This is a genomic window from Streptomyces sp. NPDC091279, assembly GCF_044757465.1.
Classification (GTDB): Bacteria; Actinomycetota; Actinomycetes; order Streptomycetales; family Streptomycetaceae; genus Streptomyces.
This window is the reverse complement of sequence record NZ_JBIVVA010000001.1, coordinates 275,512-290,214: the sequence shown is the minus strand read 5'-3', so window position 1 is coordinate 290,214 and position 14,703 is coordinate 275,512. Positions and strand designations below refer to the sequence as shown.

General features: G+C 74.4%; 13 protein-coding genes. All 13 read right to left on the bottom strand.

Annotated features, from left to right (window positions below):
* Window positions 1-189: 189 nt before the first annotated feature.
* A complete protein-coding gene (locus ACIQOU_RS01165) occupies window positions 190-930 on the bottom strand; it encodes a class I SAM-dependent methyltransferase (protein ID WP_401532811.1) in 741 nt (246 codons plus the stop codon).
* Entirely contained in the window at window positions 927-2,420 is a 1,494-nt protein-coding gene (locus ACIQOU_RS01160; RefSeq protein WP_401532809.1) for a flavodoxin family protein, read from the bottom strand. Before ACIQOU_RS01160 ends, ACIQOU_RS01165 begins: the two co-directional genes overlap by 4 nt.
* Window positions 2,417-3,502 carry a bifunctional diaminohydroxyphosphoribosylaminopyrimidine deaminase/5-amino-6-(5-phosphoribosylamino)uracil reductase RibD gene (gene ribD, locus ACIQOU_RS01155; RefSeq protein ID WP_401533605.1) on the bottom strand — a complete coding sequence of 362 codons (1,086 nt, stop codon included), beginning with the start codon at window positions 3,500-3,502 and terminating at the stop codon, window positions 2,417-2,419. The genes ACIQOU_RS01160 and ribD overlap by 4 nt, the downstream gene beginning before the upstream one ends.
* Window positions 3,503-3,564: 62 nt before the next feature.
* A complete protein-coding gene (locus ACIQOU_RS01150; RefSeq protein WP_401532806.1) occupies window positions 3,565-4,548 on the bottom strand; it encodes a formylglycine-generating enzyme family protein in 984 nt (327 codons plus the stop codon).
* Window positions 4,545-5,870 (bottom strand): SGNH/GDSL hydrolase family protein, encoded by a 1,326-nt coding sequence (locus ACIQOU_RS01145; RefSeq protein WP_401532805.1) that lies wholly within the window; start codon window positions 5,868-5,870, stop codon window positions 4,545-4,547. The genes ACIQOU_RS01150 and ACIQOU_RS01145 overlap by 4 nt, the downstream gene beginning before the upstream one ends.
* Window positions 5,867-6,595: an SAM-dependent methyltransferase gene (locus ACIQOU_RS01140; protein ID WP_401532802.1), complete on the bottom strand. Its 729-nt coding sequence runs from the start codon at window positions 6,593-6,595 to the stop codon at window positions 5,867-5,869. Before ACIQOU_RS01140 ends, ACIQOU_RS01145 begins: the two co-directional genes overlap by 4 nt.
* A 181-nt stretch (window positions 6,596-6,776) precedes the next feature.
* Window positions 6,777-8,462: a WD40 repeat domain-containing protein gene (locus tag ACIQOU_RS01135; protein ID WP_401532801.1), complete on the bottom strand. Its 1,686-nt coding sequence runs from the start codon at window positions 8,460-8,462 to the stop codon at window positions 6,777-6,779.
* Window positions 8,459-9,124: a GTP cyclohydrolase II gene (gene ribA, locus ACIQOU_RS01130; RefSeq protein ID WP_401532800.1), complete on the bottom strand. Its 666-nt coding sequence runs from the start codon at window positions 9,122-9,124 to the stop codon at window positions 8,459-8,461. Before ribA ends, ACIQOU_RS01135 begins: the two co-directional genes overlap by 4 nt.
* Before the next feature lie 525 nt (window positions 9,125-9,649).
* On the bottom strand, window positions 9,650-10,795 hold the full coding sequence (locus ACIQOU_RS01125; protein ID WP_401532799.1) for a homoserine O-acetyltransferase: 1,146 nt from the start codon (window positions 10,793-10,795) through the stop codon (window positions 9,650-9,652).
* Window positions 10,792-11,559, bottom strand: coding sequence for a gamma-glutamyl-gamma-aminobutyrate hydrolase family protein (locus ACIQOU_RS01120; RefSeq protein ID WP_401532797.1), 768 nt, complete (start codon window positions 11,557-11,559; stop codon window positions 10,792-10,794). The genes ACIQOU_RS01125 and ACIQOU_RS01120 overlap by 4 nt, the downstream gene beginning before the upstream one ends.
* A complete protein-coding gene (locus tag ACIQOU_RS01115) occupies window positions 11,556-12,935 on the bottom strand; it encodes an O-acetylhomoserine aminocarboxypropyltransferase/cysteine synthase family protein (protein WP_401532796.1) in 1,380 nt (459 codons plus the stop codon). The genes ACIQOU_RS01120 and ACIQOU_RS01115 overlap by 4 nt, the downstream gene beginning before the upstream one ends.
* Before the next feature lie 214 nt (window positions 12,936-13,149).
* Window positions 13,150-14,244 (bottom strand): SDR family oxidoreductase, encoded by a 1,095-nt coding sequence (locus ACIQOU_RS01110; protein ID WP_401532794.1) that lies wholly within the window; start codon window positions 14,242-14,244, stop codon window positions 13,150-13,152.
* Window positions 14,241-14,687, bottom strand: coding sequence for a type II toxin-antitoxin system RatA family toxin (locus tag ACIQOU_RS01105; protein WP_401532792.1), 447 nt, complete (start codon window positions 14,685-14,687; stop codon window positions 14,241-14,243). The genes ACIQOU_RS01110 and ACIQOU_RS01105 overlap by 4 nt, the downstream gene beginning before the upstream one ends.
* Window positions 14,688-14,703 lie beyond the last annotated feature (16 nt).

The following is a 14,703-nucleotide window of genomic DNA, read 5'->3' as shown; positions in this document are numbered from 1 at the left end:
ACGGCCCGCCACGGGCGGGCGGGGCCGTAGGCCACCCCCTGAACTGTCGTCGGGGTGCTCTTCTCGGACGGTGTGCGTGTTTCATTCCCCCGTCGCGCGCTCACCGCATCGACCGGGACACCCCGGCGGCACAGAGAAGCCTCGCCCGGCCGTGATGGCCGGGCGAGGCTTCCGGATGACGCGGGACGGTCACACGGCCGTGCAGTGCAGCATGGTCAGCGGCGGGTTGCCGAGGAAGTCCGCCCAGTAGGCGGCGCCCCGCTCCCGCAGGCCCTCCTCGGACACGTGCAACGGCACCCATGTCACGTCGCGGAACCCGGCCCGGGTCAGGCTCCGCTCATACACCTCGCGGTGCGGATACGTGGTCACGAACGCGACGGGCGGGTCGAGTCGAGCGGTGATCCGCACCCGGGGGCCGATCGGGGACGTGCCCACCGGCTCGTACGTGAAGCCGTACGGTGCCATGGAGGGACCGTCGAAGCGGTAGGCGGGCGCCTGGGTCAGCACGAGGAAGCGGGCGCCGGGCGCCAGGCTGCGGCGCACCGCCCGGCACATGGCCTCCATCTCGGCGGCGTCCTCGGCGTAGTTGAGCAGATACACGGCGCTCGCCACGTCGAACGGCCGCTCGGGCAGGGGCAGTTCGGTGGCGTCGGCGACCGCGTACCGCACCCCGAGCGGGGCCCGTTCCTCGATCGCGCGGGCGGCGGCGACCATCTCGCCCGAGATGTCCACGCCGAGCACCTCGGCGGCGCCCAGACGCTTGAACTGACGGCTGTAGAACCCGGTCCCGCAGGCCAGGTCGAGCACCGACCTCCCGCGCACGTCGCCGAGCATGGTGAGGAAGCTCGGACACTCCGCCCAGCGGGCCATCGGCAGCGACTTGAAGCCCTCGTAGGTCTCGCCGATCCCGTCGTACTGCTGCACGCTCATGCCGTGCTCCCTATGAAGGTCGGTGGTCCGGCCGGACCGGACGGTGCGGTGGCCGCGCCGGGCGGGCGCGGGGCGCGGCGCAGCAGGTCGCCCGCGAGGACGGTGCGCCTGCTCTGGTGGGCCGCGGCGGCCATGGCCTGCGGGGTGGGCAGATAGCCCATGGTGCGGGAGTGCGTGGTGCCGTAGGGGTTGCCGCCCGCCGCCGCGATCACCGGGTCGGTGTAGCCGGGCGGCACCAGCACCGCGCCGGTGTGCAGCAGGACATGGCCGAGGTCGTTGAGGGCGGTCTCGGCGCCCGCGTGCGGTGCCGGGGTGATGGCGAACCCGCCGGCCGGTTTGCCCCACAGCGGGCCCCGGCCGCCGTCGGCGGGCTCCAGCGACTGGACGAACTCCAGCAGCGGCGCGGCCAGCGCGCCGAGCCGGACCGGCGCCCCGAACAGCACGGCGTCGGCCCACGCGATGTCCTCGGCGAGGGCGGGCGCGGCCCACGGACCCAGCCACGCCGCGTCCCGTGCCTCGCTGCCCCGGGCCACCCGGCGCAGCCGCACCCCGGCGCCCACGGCCCGCGCGGCGGAGGCCGCCTCCTGCGCGAGCATCCGGATGGCGGCGTCCTCCCCGTGGTAGACGACGGCGAACCGGACCGGCCGTGGAGAGACACCGGGAAGCCCGGCACCGCGCACCGTCCCCGCCGGAACCGGTGCGGGCGGCGCTGCCGATGCCGGTTGCGGTGCCGGTGCCGGTGCCGGTTCCGTGACGGTGAGGGTCGCCGGGGGAGGCCCGTACCCGGACCCGCCGGGGGCACCGGGGTTCGCCGACCCGGTGGGTACCGGTACGGCGGGAACCGGTACGGCGGCCGGGGTGGGCAGCACCGAGCGGGGCTGTGGGTCGAGGGCGGGCGGGGGCGACGGGGGTGGCAGCGGCGGGAGCGGTGGCAGGGGGCGGGCGCGGGCCGCGAGCCCGGCCAGCCTGCGGCCCAGGGCCCGGGCCGCCGCGCACTCGTGGGGAGCCGGGGCGCCCTGGCTGTTGTCGGCGACCAGACCGTAGGGGGTGCCGCCCGCCGCCCGGGTGACGGGGTCGTCCGGGTCGGAGCCGGCCACCCAGCAGCCCCAGTGGTACAGGGTGTGGTGCAGCGCGGTCAGGGTGGCCTCCCGGCCGCCGTGGCGCTGCGTGGAACAGGTGATGCCGGTCGCCACCCGGTCGGCGAGCAGCCCACGGCCCCACAGCAGCGAGGTCGACTCCAGGAACCGTTTGAGCGGCGAGGACACGTTGCCGTAGTAGGTGGGGCCGGCCAGCACCAGGCCGTCGGCCCAGACCACGTCCTCCGGTTCGGCCGCCCGCTCCGGCCACTGCGGGCGCCCCGGGCCGTCGTCCTCGACCCGGAGCAGCAGCACCTCCGCCCCGGTCTCCCGGGCCCCTTCGGCGGCCAGCGTCGCCAGGGTGCGCACGGTTCCGCGTCTGCTGTGGTAGATCACGGCGATCCGGTGGCTCACGGCGCGTCCTCCTCGCCGTCGCCCGGCAGGCCGCCGGTGCGCAGCAACAGCCGCACATCGTCGCCGAGGCGGGTCACGCCGCCCATCCGCAGCCGCAGGCCCGCCGTGAGGGTGGCGGCGCCGAAGTCGTCCAGGACGGGGCGGGCGTCGGCGCCGAGGAGCAGCGGGGCGAGGTAGGCGACGACCCGGTCGAGCAGCCCTCGTTCGACGAAGGACGCGGCGAGCCGGGCGCCGCCCTCCAGCAGGACCGAGCGCACGTCCCGGGCCCACAACTCGTCGAGCAGGACGCCGACATCGAGGGTGCCGTCGGTGAGCGGCACCCGCAGCACCTCGTGCCGGTCGCCCAGGGCGGGCTTGGGCGTGTGCGGCCCGGTCACCACGAGGGTGGGCGCGGAGTCGTCGAGGACCCGGGCGTCCGGCGCGATCGCCCCGTCCCGGTCCAGGACGACACGCAGCGGCGGGCGGCCGGACACGCCGTGCCGGAGGCCCAGGTGGGGGTCGTCGGCGCGCAGGGTGCCGGAGCCGACCAGGACCGCGTCGTGCGCGGCGCGCAGGGCGTGCGCGTCCTGGCGGGCCTCGGGTCCGGTGATCCACCGCGAGGTGCCGTCGGGCGCTGCCGTCCGGCCGTCCAGGGTGGCGCCGAACTTCCAGGTCACGCAGGGCCTGCCCCGGCGAACGGCGGTCAGCCACAGTTCGTTGCCGGTCTCGGCCTCGGCGCGCAGCACGCCGCCGATCACCTCGACCCCGGCCTCCCGCAGCCGTCGGGCACCGCCGGCCGCCGTCGGGTTGGGGTCGGGCACCGCGTACAGGACGCGGGCGAGTCCGGCCCGCAGCAGCGCCTCGGCGCAGGGTCCGGTGCGGCCGGTGTGCGCGCACGGCTCCAGGGTGACCAGGGCGGTGCCGCCCCGGGCGCGTTCCCCGGCCGCGGCCAGCGCCTCGACCTCCGCGTGCGGTTGCCCGGCGCCGGGGTGGAACCCCTCCCCCGCCACCGTGCCGTCCGCGCCGAGGATCACGCAGCCGACGGCGGGGTTGGGGCTGGTCTGCCCGAGGGCGACCCCGGCGATCTCGACGGCGCGCCGCATCGCGGCCTCTTCCAGGGCGGACACCGGCCGCGCGGCGGGTCCCTGGTCCGGTGTGCGGCCCGTCACGGCGTCTCCGCGAGGCGGAAGCCCATGGCGTAGATGTCCCGCTCGTACCAGCCGTGCCGGCGCCGGGTGCGGGCCAGGTCGCCGAACCGGGTGAAGCTGCCGCCGCGCGCGATGCGGTAGGTGCCCCGGGTGACGGCGAGGTCGTCGGCGACGGCGCTGCCGCCGGGGTAGGGGCGGTAGTCGTCGGCGGTGTACTCCTCGACGTTGCCCGCCATGTCGTGCACCCCGAACGGGGAGCGCCCGGTCGGGTACACGCCGATCGGGGTGGTGGTGAGCGGCCCGGTCTCGACGGTGTTGGCGCGTTCGGGCTCGAACGACTCGCCCCACGGGAACTCCCGGCCCACGGGGCCCGCGGCGGCGTACTCCCACTCGGCCTCGGTCGGCAGCCGGAAGGTGCGCCCGGTGTTGCCGGCCAGCCAGGCCGCGTAGGTGTCGGCGGCCTGCGGCGACACGGTCCACACGGGGTGGTTGCCGAGCCCCTCGGGGTAGTCGCCGAACCGCCAGGAGGTGGGCAGGTGGGTGTAGCCGGTGTCTTCGAGGAAGCGCCGGTACTCGGCGTTGGTGACGGGGTGCAGCGCGATGCGGAAGGTGGGCAGTTCCACTTCGTACTCGGGGCACTCCTTGGCGATCCACTCCTCGATCACCGCGGCGTGCCGCCAGCGCGCGGTGACCCGGGCGACGGCGTCCGGGTGCAGGCCGAGGCGGACGCGGGCGGCCGGGACGGTGGCCATGGGCGGGTCGTAGACGCGGATGCGCGGGTCGCCGATCAGACCGAGGACGGTGCCCGCCGCGTACCGGCGCGGGAAGGAGAGTTCGGGGTCCTCGGCGACGGCGACGAGGGTCTCGGCGGGCACCGAGAGCAGGTCGCGGTGGTCACGCAGGGGCCAGGGGCCGGTGCGGGCCACGAAGGAGTCGGGCAGCGCCATGGCGGCCCGGTCGCTGAGGGTGTTGGGGTTGGCCATCACCGGGGTGTCGGTCATGGGGTCCTCCCGTCGGGGCTCGGGGCGGATGTCGCCGGGTCGCATGAGGTCAGCGGTGCGGTGGGGACGGCGTCGGCCACCGCGCGGTAGCCGGCGTCGGTGAGGTGGATGTGGTCGCCGGAGTCGTAGGCGGCGCGCACCCGCTGGGGGTCGGCGGGGTCGCGCACGGCCGCGTCGAAGTCGGCCACGGCGTCGAACTCCGGGGCGGTGCGCAAGGCGGCGTTGACGGCCATCCGTTCCGTCTCGGCCTCGGCGGTCCACAGCGGCGAGTCCTTGAACGGCGTGAGGGTGCCGACGACGACGGGGGTCCCGCGCTCGTGCAGCCGGGCCGCGAGGGTGCGCAGCCCGGCGAGCACCTCCTCGGCGCCGGCGTAGGGGGCGAGTTGGAGGTCGTTGATGCCTTCGTAGAGGACGACGGCGCACACCCCGGACTGGTCCAGGACGTCCCGGTCCAGGCGGCCGAGCGCGCTGGTGCCGCGCTGCGGGCGGTCGGTCTCGGCGCCGTCGCGCAGGACGCGGTTGCCGCCGAGGCCCTTGTTGAGGACGCCGATGCCCCGGGTGGCGGGGGTGGCGGCGAGGCGGCGGGCGAAGGCGTCGGTCCAGCGGCCGTTGCCGTCCGGGGTGGAGCCGCCGCCGTCGGTCTGCGAGTCGCCGAGCGCGACGACGGTGCCCCGGGTGCCGGCGCCGCGCACGTCGACGCCGGTCAGGAAGAACCAGGAGGTCTCGGCTCCGGTGAAGGCCCCGGTGCCGGCGTCGCCGGTGTGGTCGCCGGGTTCGGAGACGTGGTTGGTCTGCTGGGCCAGCCAGTGCCAGGTGACGGGGCCGGTCGGTGCGGGCAGGTAGACGCTGACCAGCAGGTCGGCGCCGGCGGGCACGGGGTAGGGCAGCGGGTCGCTGACGGTCTGCGCCCCGGCGGCGACGGTGGTGCCCGGGGCGCCGCCGAAGGTGACCTGGCGCAGGCTGCCGGGCACGGCCGCCGCCGAGCCGGGCGCCTCGGCCAGCCCGACCGTGACCCGGCCGAGCACCAACGGCGCCGTTCCGTGGGCGTGGGACAGCCGCAACCGCACCTCGTCGCCGCCGATCGAGGTGTGCGCGACCATCCGTACGGTCCGGTCCGCGAACCCCGCTCGCGAGACGCCGTCCGGTGCGGCCGGCGCGGGCGCGGTGCCCCAGGTACCGGCCCAGGCAGCCTCGTTGGGACCGGCGGCGGTCGCGGGGGCGGCGCCCAGCAGGACCCCGCTCAGCAGTGCCCCGGCGACCGCCGCGGCGAGCGGGCCGCGGTGCCGGTACCGGGCGGCGGCCCGGACACGGCGCCCGCTCATCGGTCCCGGGACCCGGACGTGCCGGAGGTCGCGGGGGCGTCGGTGGCGCGGTAGGTGCCCACCAGGTAGTGCAGGCCCTCGGTGCCCCGGGTGACCTGGGCGACGGCGACGAACTCGAAGCCGTGCGCGGTGATCAGGCCGGTCAGCTCCTCCTCGGTGAACTCCCGGTACAGGCGCCGCGCCTCGTTGGCGTAGAGGCGGCCGAGGCCGTTCGCCGCCTCGAAGACGGAGATGGTGAACAGGCCGCCGGGGCGCAGGAGTTCATGGACGCGGTCCAGGTAACGGCTGTAGCCGTCGGGGTGTTGGTGGTGCAGGCAGCCGTTGTCGAGGACGGCGTCGTACCCGGCGGTGCCGGTGAGGTCGGACAGCGGGCAGGCCTCGAAGCGGGCGCGGCCCTCGGTGCGGGCGGTCAGCGCGGCCCACTGCGGGGATTCGACGAGGTCGATGCCGGTGACCCGGCAGCCCGCGTCGGCGAGGATCGCGGCGTCGCGGCCGTGTCCGGTGCCGATGTCGAGGACGTGCGGCGGCTCGGCGCGCTCACCGAGGGCCGCGAGCAGCAGGCGGGGCGCCTCGCGCATGGCGTTCTCGGCGGTCCACACGTCACGGCCGTTGACGTAGTGCTCCTGGAAGTCGGTGCGCAGCACGTCCGCGTACGCCGACTCGTCGAGCTGCGGGGCGGCGGCGGGGGTGACGGAGTAGCGGTCGGCTATCTGGTGGTCGGGCATACGTGAGGAAGTCCTGTCGTGTGGGCGGGGCACGGGACGGCCTGAACGGGGTGTGGAGAGGGGGCGTGTGGAGGGCGGGAGGGGGCGTGCACACGACGGTGCCGGAGAGGTCACGCTGCTCCGGCACCTTCGTGCGGGGCGCTTTCGGGAAAGCGGCTCGGCCCCGCTCCCGCGGGCGGTTTCAGCCGCCGACGGGGTAGACCTGCCCGTCGTAGGAGCCCGCGACGAAGAGCTTGCGGCCCGCGTCGTAGGCGAGGGAGGAGATCCCCGAGGTGGTGGGCCGGTCGACGACGGTCCAACGGCCCTCGGCGCGGTCGTAGATCGCGACGTGGCCGTCGTAGCTGCCGGCCGCGATCAGGCGGCCGTCGGTGTCGGCGGCGACGCACTTGATGGAGTGCGTGTGCGGCGTGTCCACGACCTCGGCGGTGCGCTCGGCGTTCCAGATCCGCAGCTTCAGGTCGCGGCTGATGCTGGCGAACCAGCCGTCGGCGAGGCCCGTGCAGCCGTTGGCGATCTTGTCGTGGGCGTCCTCGACGGTGCCGACCTTCTCCAGCGTGGAGATGCGGTACCAGGTCGCGGAGGCGTCGGCGGCGACCGAGAAGAGGAAGTCGCCGGAGACGGCGACGTCCTTGACCGCGTTGACGTTCAGCTGGAGGTCCCGGACGTGTTCGACGGTGTCGCCGGTCAGCTTCAGCAGCAGGCCCTCGCCGGTGTAGGCGCCGATCACCGCGTACTGTTCGCCGTCGCGCTCGAAGGCGACGCCGCAGTTCAGCGGGGAGCGGTGCTGGTACAGCTCGCGGCCGGTGAGGGCGTCGAAGACCTTGCCGAGCTGGCCGCCGGACAGGACCAGACCGCCGAGCGGGGTGAGGAAGTTGCAGAGGCTGCCGGTCTCGGCGATCTGCTCGCCGTCGCGGCGCACCAGGCCCGCGTCGCCGACGGTGAGCATGGAGCCGCCGGGCTCGGGGAGCACCGCGTTGACGCCGCCGGTGGGCGGGACGACGGCGCTGTCCCAGGTGCGCGCCTGGTAGTCGTAGCCCCGGTAGGTGGCGCCGAAGGTGGCGAACACCAGGCGGGTGCCGCCGGCGAAGGCGCAGGAGCGGGGCCACACGTCGTGCGGCAGGGCCGTCGTGTCGCGGGCCACCGGGGAGCCGGAGGCGACGTCCCACAGCCGCATGGTGCGGTCGTAGGAGAGGCTCACCAGCAGGTTGCGGGAGTCGTCGAGGACGAGCCGCTTGATGCCCGCGTCGTGCGCCGGGACCATGGTGGACTCGGTGGGTCCGACGACGATGATCTGGCCCTCGTCGTTGCCGGCGAAGATGATGCCGGAGGAGGAGATGGCGATGGTGTCGGTCTCGACGCCGTCCATGTCGAGGTCGTCGATCATCCCGCCGGTCTCCAGCGACCAGCGCTTGATGGTGCCGTCGTCGCTTGAGGAGATCAACTCGTCGACGCCGCGCGCCCATTCGACGGAGATGACGTCGGCGCTGTGTCCCTCGAAACGGTGCAGCAGCGTGCCCGCGAAGTCGTACACCCGGACCCGGTGGTCGCGGGAGGCGGTGGCGACGAGTTCCTTGGAGGGGTGGAAGACGGACATCTCCACGTCGTCCTCCTGGTCCCCGAGGACGGCGACGAGCCGCAGGTCCGGGACCGTCCACAGGCGGGCGGTGTAGTCGCTGGACGAGGTCAGCAGGTGCTTGCCGTCCGGCGCGAACTGGCACTGGTTGGCCAGATGGTCGTGGAACGAGCGGGACACCGCCCGCCCGGTGCGCTGGTCCCAGCAGATGACCTGGTTGTCGTAGCCGGCGGTGGCCACGTACTCGTCACGCCAGGCGGCGATTCCGCTGATGGGCCCGCGGTGCTGGATCATATGGACTCTCCCAGGAGTTCGATGGTGTGCCCGCCGTGCTCGGCCTTGACCCGCAAGTACTTCTCGTTGTTGACGTTCTGGTGGATGCCGGTGGGGATGACCTCCTCCACGACGACGCCGTATTTCCTCAACTGGGCGACCTTGTCCGGGTTGTTGGTGCTCAGCCGGATCGCCGGGACGTCGAGGGCGTGCAGCATCTGGGCGGCGACGCGGTAGTCGCGCAGATCGTCCGAGAAGTTCAGTTCGCGGTTGGCGGCGAACGTGTCCAGGCCCTGGTCCTGGAGACGGTAGGCGTCGAATTTGTTGTACAGCCCGATGCCGCGGCCTTCCTGGCGGAGGTACAGCAGGATTCCGCCCTCCTCCGCGAACTGGTCCACGCCTTCGGCGAGTTGGGGACCGCAGTCGCAGCGGGCGGAGCCGAACACGTCGCCCGTGAGGCACTCCGAATGCACCCGCACGAGGGGTACCGAGGTGGTGGCCGGGAACACGACCGCAATGTGTTCCCGGCCGTCGGCGAGCCCGGTGAAGCTGACCATCTCGGCGGGCCGCCAGGAGCCGTCGGTCCGTTGGACCGGTACCTCGATCCGGGTTCGGACCGTGGCATCGGTGGTGAGTGGACCGGTACTCGTTTGCGGCGTCTTGCCACTGGACGTACTCAACATTTGATCGTCCCTCCGCTGGTAACGGGGTGATTAAGTAACCACGCCGTCACGACCGCGCACAGTACGGATGGACCGAGACACCCTCCGAAACGTTTTCCGGCGGGCACCGAGAGGGCAACGGCCGTCCAGGGCATTCACAGAGCCGCTGACCAGAGGGTGCTGAACACGCCTTTCGGACAGCGGGCGGCACCCCGGACCGGCCCACTCCCCCCACTCCCCCGTCGCGCCCGGTGAAACGAGGCAGCGGAACGTACACATCCCGATACGTCCGCACCCGCCTCTCCCGCGCCCGGGTAAGGAGTGAACGGCCGGATCTGCCTGTCCGCGCGCGCCGGGCGCCGGGGGGGCGTACCGGTACCCCTAACACCCCTAAGTCCCCGCTCCCGGACGCCGGGCGACTCGGGCCGGACACCCGCCGGTCGCAGGGCATACCGGGGGGTACGGACAGCGACGCCCCACCGAACCCCGGGCACGCCACGGACCACCCCCGGGTGGGGGTGGTCCGTGGGCGGCGGGTCCTGCGGGTCAGGGCTGGCGGACGAGCCGGGGGTGGTCGTGGGCGGCGAGAGCGTCCGCGACGGCGTCCAGATAGCCCGGGACGCGGAGCAGGAAGGCGTCGTGCCCGGCCTCGGACGAGGCGTCACGGTGGTGCGTGAGGGGGAAGCCGAGTGCCGACAGACGCGTCGTCAGGTGCTCGGTGTCCGCCGCCGCGAAGAGCCGGTCCGACGCGAAGCTGAAGACCTGCACCGCCGGTGGCGGTCCGGTCACCGGCGTGGGACGGGCGAAGGCGTCGTAGCCGTCCATGGCGGCCGTGAGCCGCAGATAGCTGTTGGCGTCGAAGCGGGTCACGAAGGTGCGGGCCTGGTGTTCGAGGTAGCGCTCCACGGCGTACGGACCGTGGGCCGCGCCCCCCGGCGTCGGCAGGGGCTGGTGGCGGCGGCCGAACTTGGTCTCCAGCGAGGTGCGCGACATGTAGGTCAGGTGCGCGATCATCCGGGCGACGCCGAGACCGTCGACGGGCCCGGGGGCGCCGGGGAGTTCGGCGTAGCGGCCGGCCGCGAAGCCGGGGTCGGCGCGGATGGCGGCGCGGCCCGCGGCGTGGGCGGCGAGCGCGTCGGCGGACAGCCGGGCCCCGGTGGCGATGAGCAGGAACCGCCGGGCGTCACCGGGGTGGCGCAGCAGCCACTCCAGGGCCTGCATGCCGCCGAGGGACCCTCCCACCACCGCGTACAGCCCGGTGCTGCCCAGGTGGCGCAGCAGGCGCCGGTGGACCGTGACCATGTCGCCGACCGTCACCTCGGGGAAGTCCGCGGCCAGGGCCCGGCCCGTCGGTCCCGGGCTCCAGGGGCCCGTGGTGCCGGCGCAGCCGCCGAGGACGTTGGCGCAGACGACGTGCAGCCGGTCGGTGTCGATCGGGCGCCCTGGGCCGACCATCTCCTCCCACCAGCCGGGCAGGTCGTCGGGGCCGTGCCGGGCGGCGTGCGAGGTGCCGGTGAGGGCGTGGCAGACGAACACCGTGTTCGGCCGCCGGGGGTCGGGGCGGCCGAACTCCTCGTAGCCGACCCGGACATGGGAGAGGGTGGCGCCCGACTCCAGGCGCAGCGGGCGCTGGGGCGGGAAGAGGGTGGCGGTGCGCAGATGGCGGCTGACCGGGGCGGGGATCGCGCTCATCGGTGGCCTCCGCCGGTCGTCAGGACGTCCCGCGCGCCCGCCCGCCCCCGTGCCCGGCGGGCCGCTGCGGCGCCGAACGCCTCGAAGATCCGGCGGGAGAGGGGGTCGGTGGCCGCGTACCACTCGGGGTGCCACTGCACGCCGAGCGCGAAGGCCTCCGCCCGCTCCACCGACAGGGCCTCCAGCACGCCGTCGGGGGCGACGGCCTCGGGCCGTAACCCGGGGGCGAGGCGGTCGACGGCCTGTCCGTGCAGGGAGTTGACGCGTGCCCGGTCGGCGCCGAGCAGCCCGTGCAGGGTGCCGCCGCGCCCGACGCGGATCTCGTGGGCCGGCAGATACTGCTGGTCCCTGGGCAGGGCGAGATCCTCCCGGTGCGGCGCGGCGGGCCCGAGGTCGCGCAGCGTCCCGCCGTAGGCCACGTTCATCTCCTGGAGCCCCCGGCAGATCCCGAGCAGGGGCACCCCGGCGGCGACGGCGGCCGGTATCGCCGCGAGGGCGAGGGTGTCGCGGTCGGGGTCGAAGGGGCCCCGGCCGGGCGGCCCGGCGTAGTGGTGCGGGGCGACGTTGCTCTCGTGGCCGCCGAGGACCAGGCCGTCGAACCGGCACAGGGTGTCCGCCGCCGGGGCACCCGGGCCCGGCAGCAGCGCCACCGCGCAGCCGGCGACCTGTTCCAGCGCGGCGATGTACGCGTGGCGGACCGCGGCGTGCGGTACCCCGTCCCAGGTCTCGGTGGAGCAGGCGAGTGCGACGAGCGGACGGTTCATGATGCGCCGAGTGCCCCTTCGAGATCGGCGAGCAGGTCGTCGATGTCCTCGACGCCCACGGCCAGCCGGATCGAGCCCTGGGTGACCCCGGCGGCCAGCTGCTCGGCCTCGGGGAGCTGCGCGTGCGTGGTGGAGGCGGGGTGGGTGGCGAGGGAGCGGACGTCTCCGATGTTGGTGACGTGGGAGACGAGCCGCAGCGCCTCGATGAAACGGCACCCGGCCGCCCGGCCGCCGGTGAGTTCGAACTGCACCAGCGGGCCGCCGTTGTCGCCGAGATACCGCTCGGTGAGCCGGGCCTCGTCGCCGGTGGCGAGCCCGGGGTAGCGCACGGACGCGACCCGGGGATGGTTCTGGAGGTGGTCCGCGACCCGCCGGGCGTTCTCGCCGTGGGCGCGCATCCGCAACGGCAGGGTCTCCAGCCCTTGGAGCAGCAGCCACGCGTTGAACGGGCTGAGGCAGGGCCCCAGATCGCGCAGCAGGGTCTCACGGGCCTTGAGGAGATAGGGACTTCGGCCGAGCGGGCTGTCCAGGTCGCGTCCGGTACGGGTCCATACGACGCCGCCGTGGGCCGCGTCCGGGGTGGTGAGCAGGGGGTGGCGGTCGGCGTGCGCGTCCCAGTCGAAGCGGCCGGAGTCCAGGATCAGTCCGCCGAGGGTGGAGCCGTGGCCGCCGATGTACTTGGTCGCCGAGTAGACGACGAGGTGGGCGCCGTGCTCCAGCGGCCGGCAGACGTAGGGCAGCATGGTGTTGTCGAGGACCAGCGGCACCCCCGTCGCCTCGGCGAGGGCGGCCACCTCCTCGACGGGGAAGATCCGCAGCCTCGGGTTGGGCAGGGTCTCGCCGAAGAAGCAGCGGGTGTGCTCGTCGCTGGCCGCCGTGAAGTTCTTGGGGTCCTCGGGGCTGACGAACCGCACCTCGATGCCGAACCGGGCGAAGGTGTTGGCCAGCAGGTTCCAGGTGCCGCCGTACAGCTCGTCGGAGCTGACGATGTTGTCGCCCGCCTGACAGAGGTTGAGCAGCGCCAGGGCGATGGCGGCCTGCCCGGAGGCGACGGCGAGCCCGGCCGCGGCACCGTCCACGGCGGCCATGCGTTCCTCAAGGACGTCGCAGGTCGGGTTGTTGAGGCGGGTGTAGGCGTGGCCGTCCTGCTGGAGGTCGAAGATCCCGGCGGCCGCCGCCGCGCTGGGCAGTTCGAAGGCGGCGGTCTGGAAGATGGGGGTGACGACCGGCGGGGTGATCCCGAGGCGCCATTCGTAACCGCCGTGGATCGTCGCGGACCGGGCGGTCCTGAACGCCTTCCCGGTCCTGACGCCGGTCGCGCGGCCCGGGGCGGGCGGGGTGTCCTGGTCCGGCACGGGAGTGTCGTGGTCCGTCATCAGCGGTCTCCTCCGGAGGGTTCGGTACTCGGGAACGCCGTGCCCCGCCGCAGCGCACGCCGGCCGGACAGAGCGGTGGACGACGGGGCGACGGACCCCCGGTGGACGGCGGCGCGGGCGGACGGCCCGGCCACGGGCGACGGGAGCGCGGGCCGGACACCGGCCGCGTCCCGGGGACGTGCCGGTGGTGCGACGCCGGTGCCGGTGGCCGGGGTCATCCGGTGCCTCCGGTGGGCAGCAGCGTCCCGGGGCGGGCGGGCTGCCGGGCGAACCAGTAGCCGACGGCGGGGTCGAGGAACTCCGTCCAGGGCGGGCAGGCCCGTACCGTGCCGGTCGGCGGCAGAACCCGGTCGTCCTCGAAGTAGGGCCGGTACACGCCGATCAGCCGGTCCAGGAACGCCCGGGGCGGCATCGCAACCCCCCGCACCTGCCAGGCGTCGAGGGAACGGCGCAGAAAGTCCCAGCGCCGGAACGGCACCAGGGTCAGCTCCGGCACGGGCGCCCGGTCGGCCGCCGCCCGGGCCCGGTTGAGGGCGGCCACGGACCCGGCGAGCAGGTCGGCGAGGCGGGGCGCGGCCGGCCCCGAGGACGCCACGACGTCGGTCACCGCGTCGCCGCCTGCCACCCGGCGCAGCAGGGCGGCCAGTTCGGCGGCGACCCAGTCGACGGGGACGATGTCGATCCGGCGGTCGCGGCCGCCCGGCAGCAACGGCGGCTCGTGCCGGTCGATCAGGCCGAGCAGCGGATAGATGCCGTGGAACCGGCTGATGGCGCCGGTGCGGCTGTGTCCGACGACGAGGCTGCACGAGAACACCACCGGGCGCAGGTCGGCGTAGTCGGACCGCAGCAGACGTTCGGCCTCCGCCTTGGTGGCCTCGTAGGTGTTGCGGTACTCCCACCCCTCGACGGCGGTGTACGCGGAGGAGACGTAGACGAACCGGGTGCCGCCGCCGAGCGCGCGGGCCAGTTCGGCGACGTTCCGGGTGACCTCGACGTTGCCGCGCCGGGCGGCTTGCAGGGACGAGGTCCAGCTCACGTCGGCCGCCGCGTGGACGACCGTCGTCGTTGCGGCCGGGCCGAGTTCACGGGCGAGCGCGAGGGTGGCGGGGCCGTCGGTGAGGTCGCGGACGACGGTGCGGACCCGGGCCCGCACCGGCTGGCTCGCGCGGGCGAGGAAGGCGTCCCGGGAGCGTTGGCCACTGAAGACGCCGACCACCTCGGCCCACGGCGGGGCCGCCGCCAGCGCGTCGGCGAGGCCGCTGCCGACGGCCCCGCCGACGCCGGTGACCAGCAGCCGGGCGGCGCTCACGAGGACACCGGCGACGGCCTGCGGTCGCGGATGGCGGCGAGCATGCTGCGGGAGTTGGACTCGATGGCCTGTATCCCGATCGGGTCCAGGACCTCGGCCAGCGAGGGGATGCCGATGTCGAACTCGATCTCCAGGACCACCCGGACCCCGCCCGGGATCTCCTGGAGTTCCCAGAATCCGCGGAAGACCTCCAGGTCGCCGTCGGTCTGGTCGAAGTCGATCCGGCGCATCGGGGTGAAGACATCCCGTTCGTCCCAGGTCAGCTCGCTGCCATTGAGCAGGACCCGCCAGGAGCTGAGCGCGGTGTCCTCGCCGCGCTCCAGGAAGCGGATGCCGAGGACGTCGTCCATGTAGCCCGCGTGTGCCTCGAAATCGCACAGTACGGTCCACACGTGCTTCAGCGGGGCATCCTCGATCTCGACCTCGGTACGGACTACGGGCACGGTGTCGCCTCTTTCG

What these genes read in the sequence shown, in the direction of transcription:
- ACIQOU_RS01135 (WP_401532801.1), bottom strand. Translation starts at nt 8,462, where the DNA reads ATGATCCAGCACCGCGGGCCCATCAGCGGAATCGCCGCCTGGCGTGAC.
- ribA (WP_401532800.1), bottom strand. Translation starts at nt 9,124, where the DNA reads ATGTTGAGTACGTCCAGTGGCAAGACGCCGCAAACGAGTACCGGTCCA.
- ACIQOU_RS01140 (WP_401532802.1), bottom strand. Translation starts at nt 6,595, where the DNA reads ATGCCCGACCACCAGATAGCCGACCGCTACTCCGTCACCCCCGCCGCC.
- ACIQOU_RS01145 (WP_401532805.1), bottom strand. Translation starts at nt 5,870, where the DNA reads ATGAGCGGGCGCCGTGTCCGGGCCGCCGCCCGGTACCGGCACCGCGGC.
- ACIQOU_RS01125 (WP_401532799.1), bottom strand. Translation starts at nt 10,795, where the DNA reads ATGAGCGCGATCCCCGCCCCGGTCAGCCGCCATCTGCGCACCGCCACC.
- ACIQOU_RS01150 (WP_401532806.1), bottom strand. Translation starts at nt 4,548, where the DNA reads ATGACCGACACCCCGGTGATGGCCAACCCCAACACCCTCAGCGACCGG.
- ACIQOU_RS01165 (WP_401532811.1), bottom strand. Translation starts at nt 930, where the DNA reads ATGAGCGTGCAGCAGTACGACGGGATCGGCGAGACCTACGAGGGCTTC.
- ACIQOU_RS01115 (WP_401532796.1), bottom strand. Translation starts at nt 12,935, where the DNA reads ATGACGGACCACGACACTCCCGTGCCGGACCAGGACACCCCGCCCGCC.
- ribD (WP_401533605.1), bottom strand. Translation starts at nt 3,502, where the DNA reads ATGCGGCGCGCCGTCGAGATCGCCGGGGTCGCCCTCGGGCAGACCAGC.
- ACIQOU_RS01120 (WP_401532797.1), bottom strand. Translation starts at nt 11,559, where the DNA reads ATGAACCGTCCGCTCGTCGCACTCGCCTGCTCCACCGAGACCTGGGAC.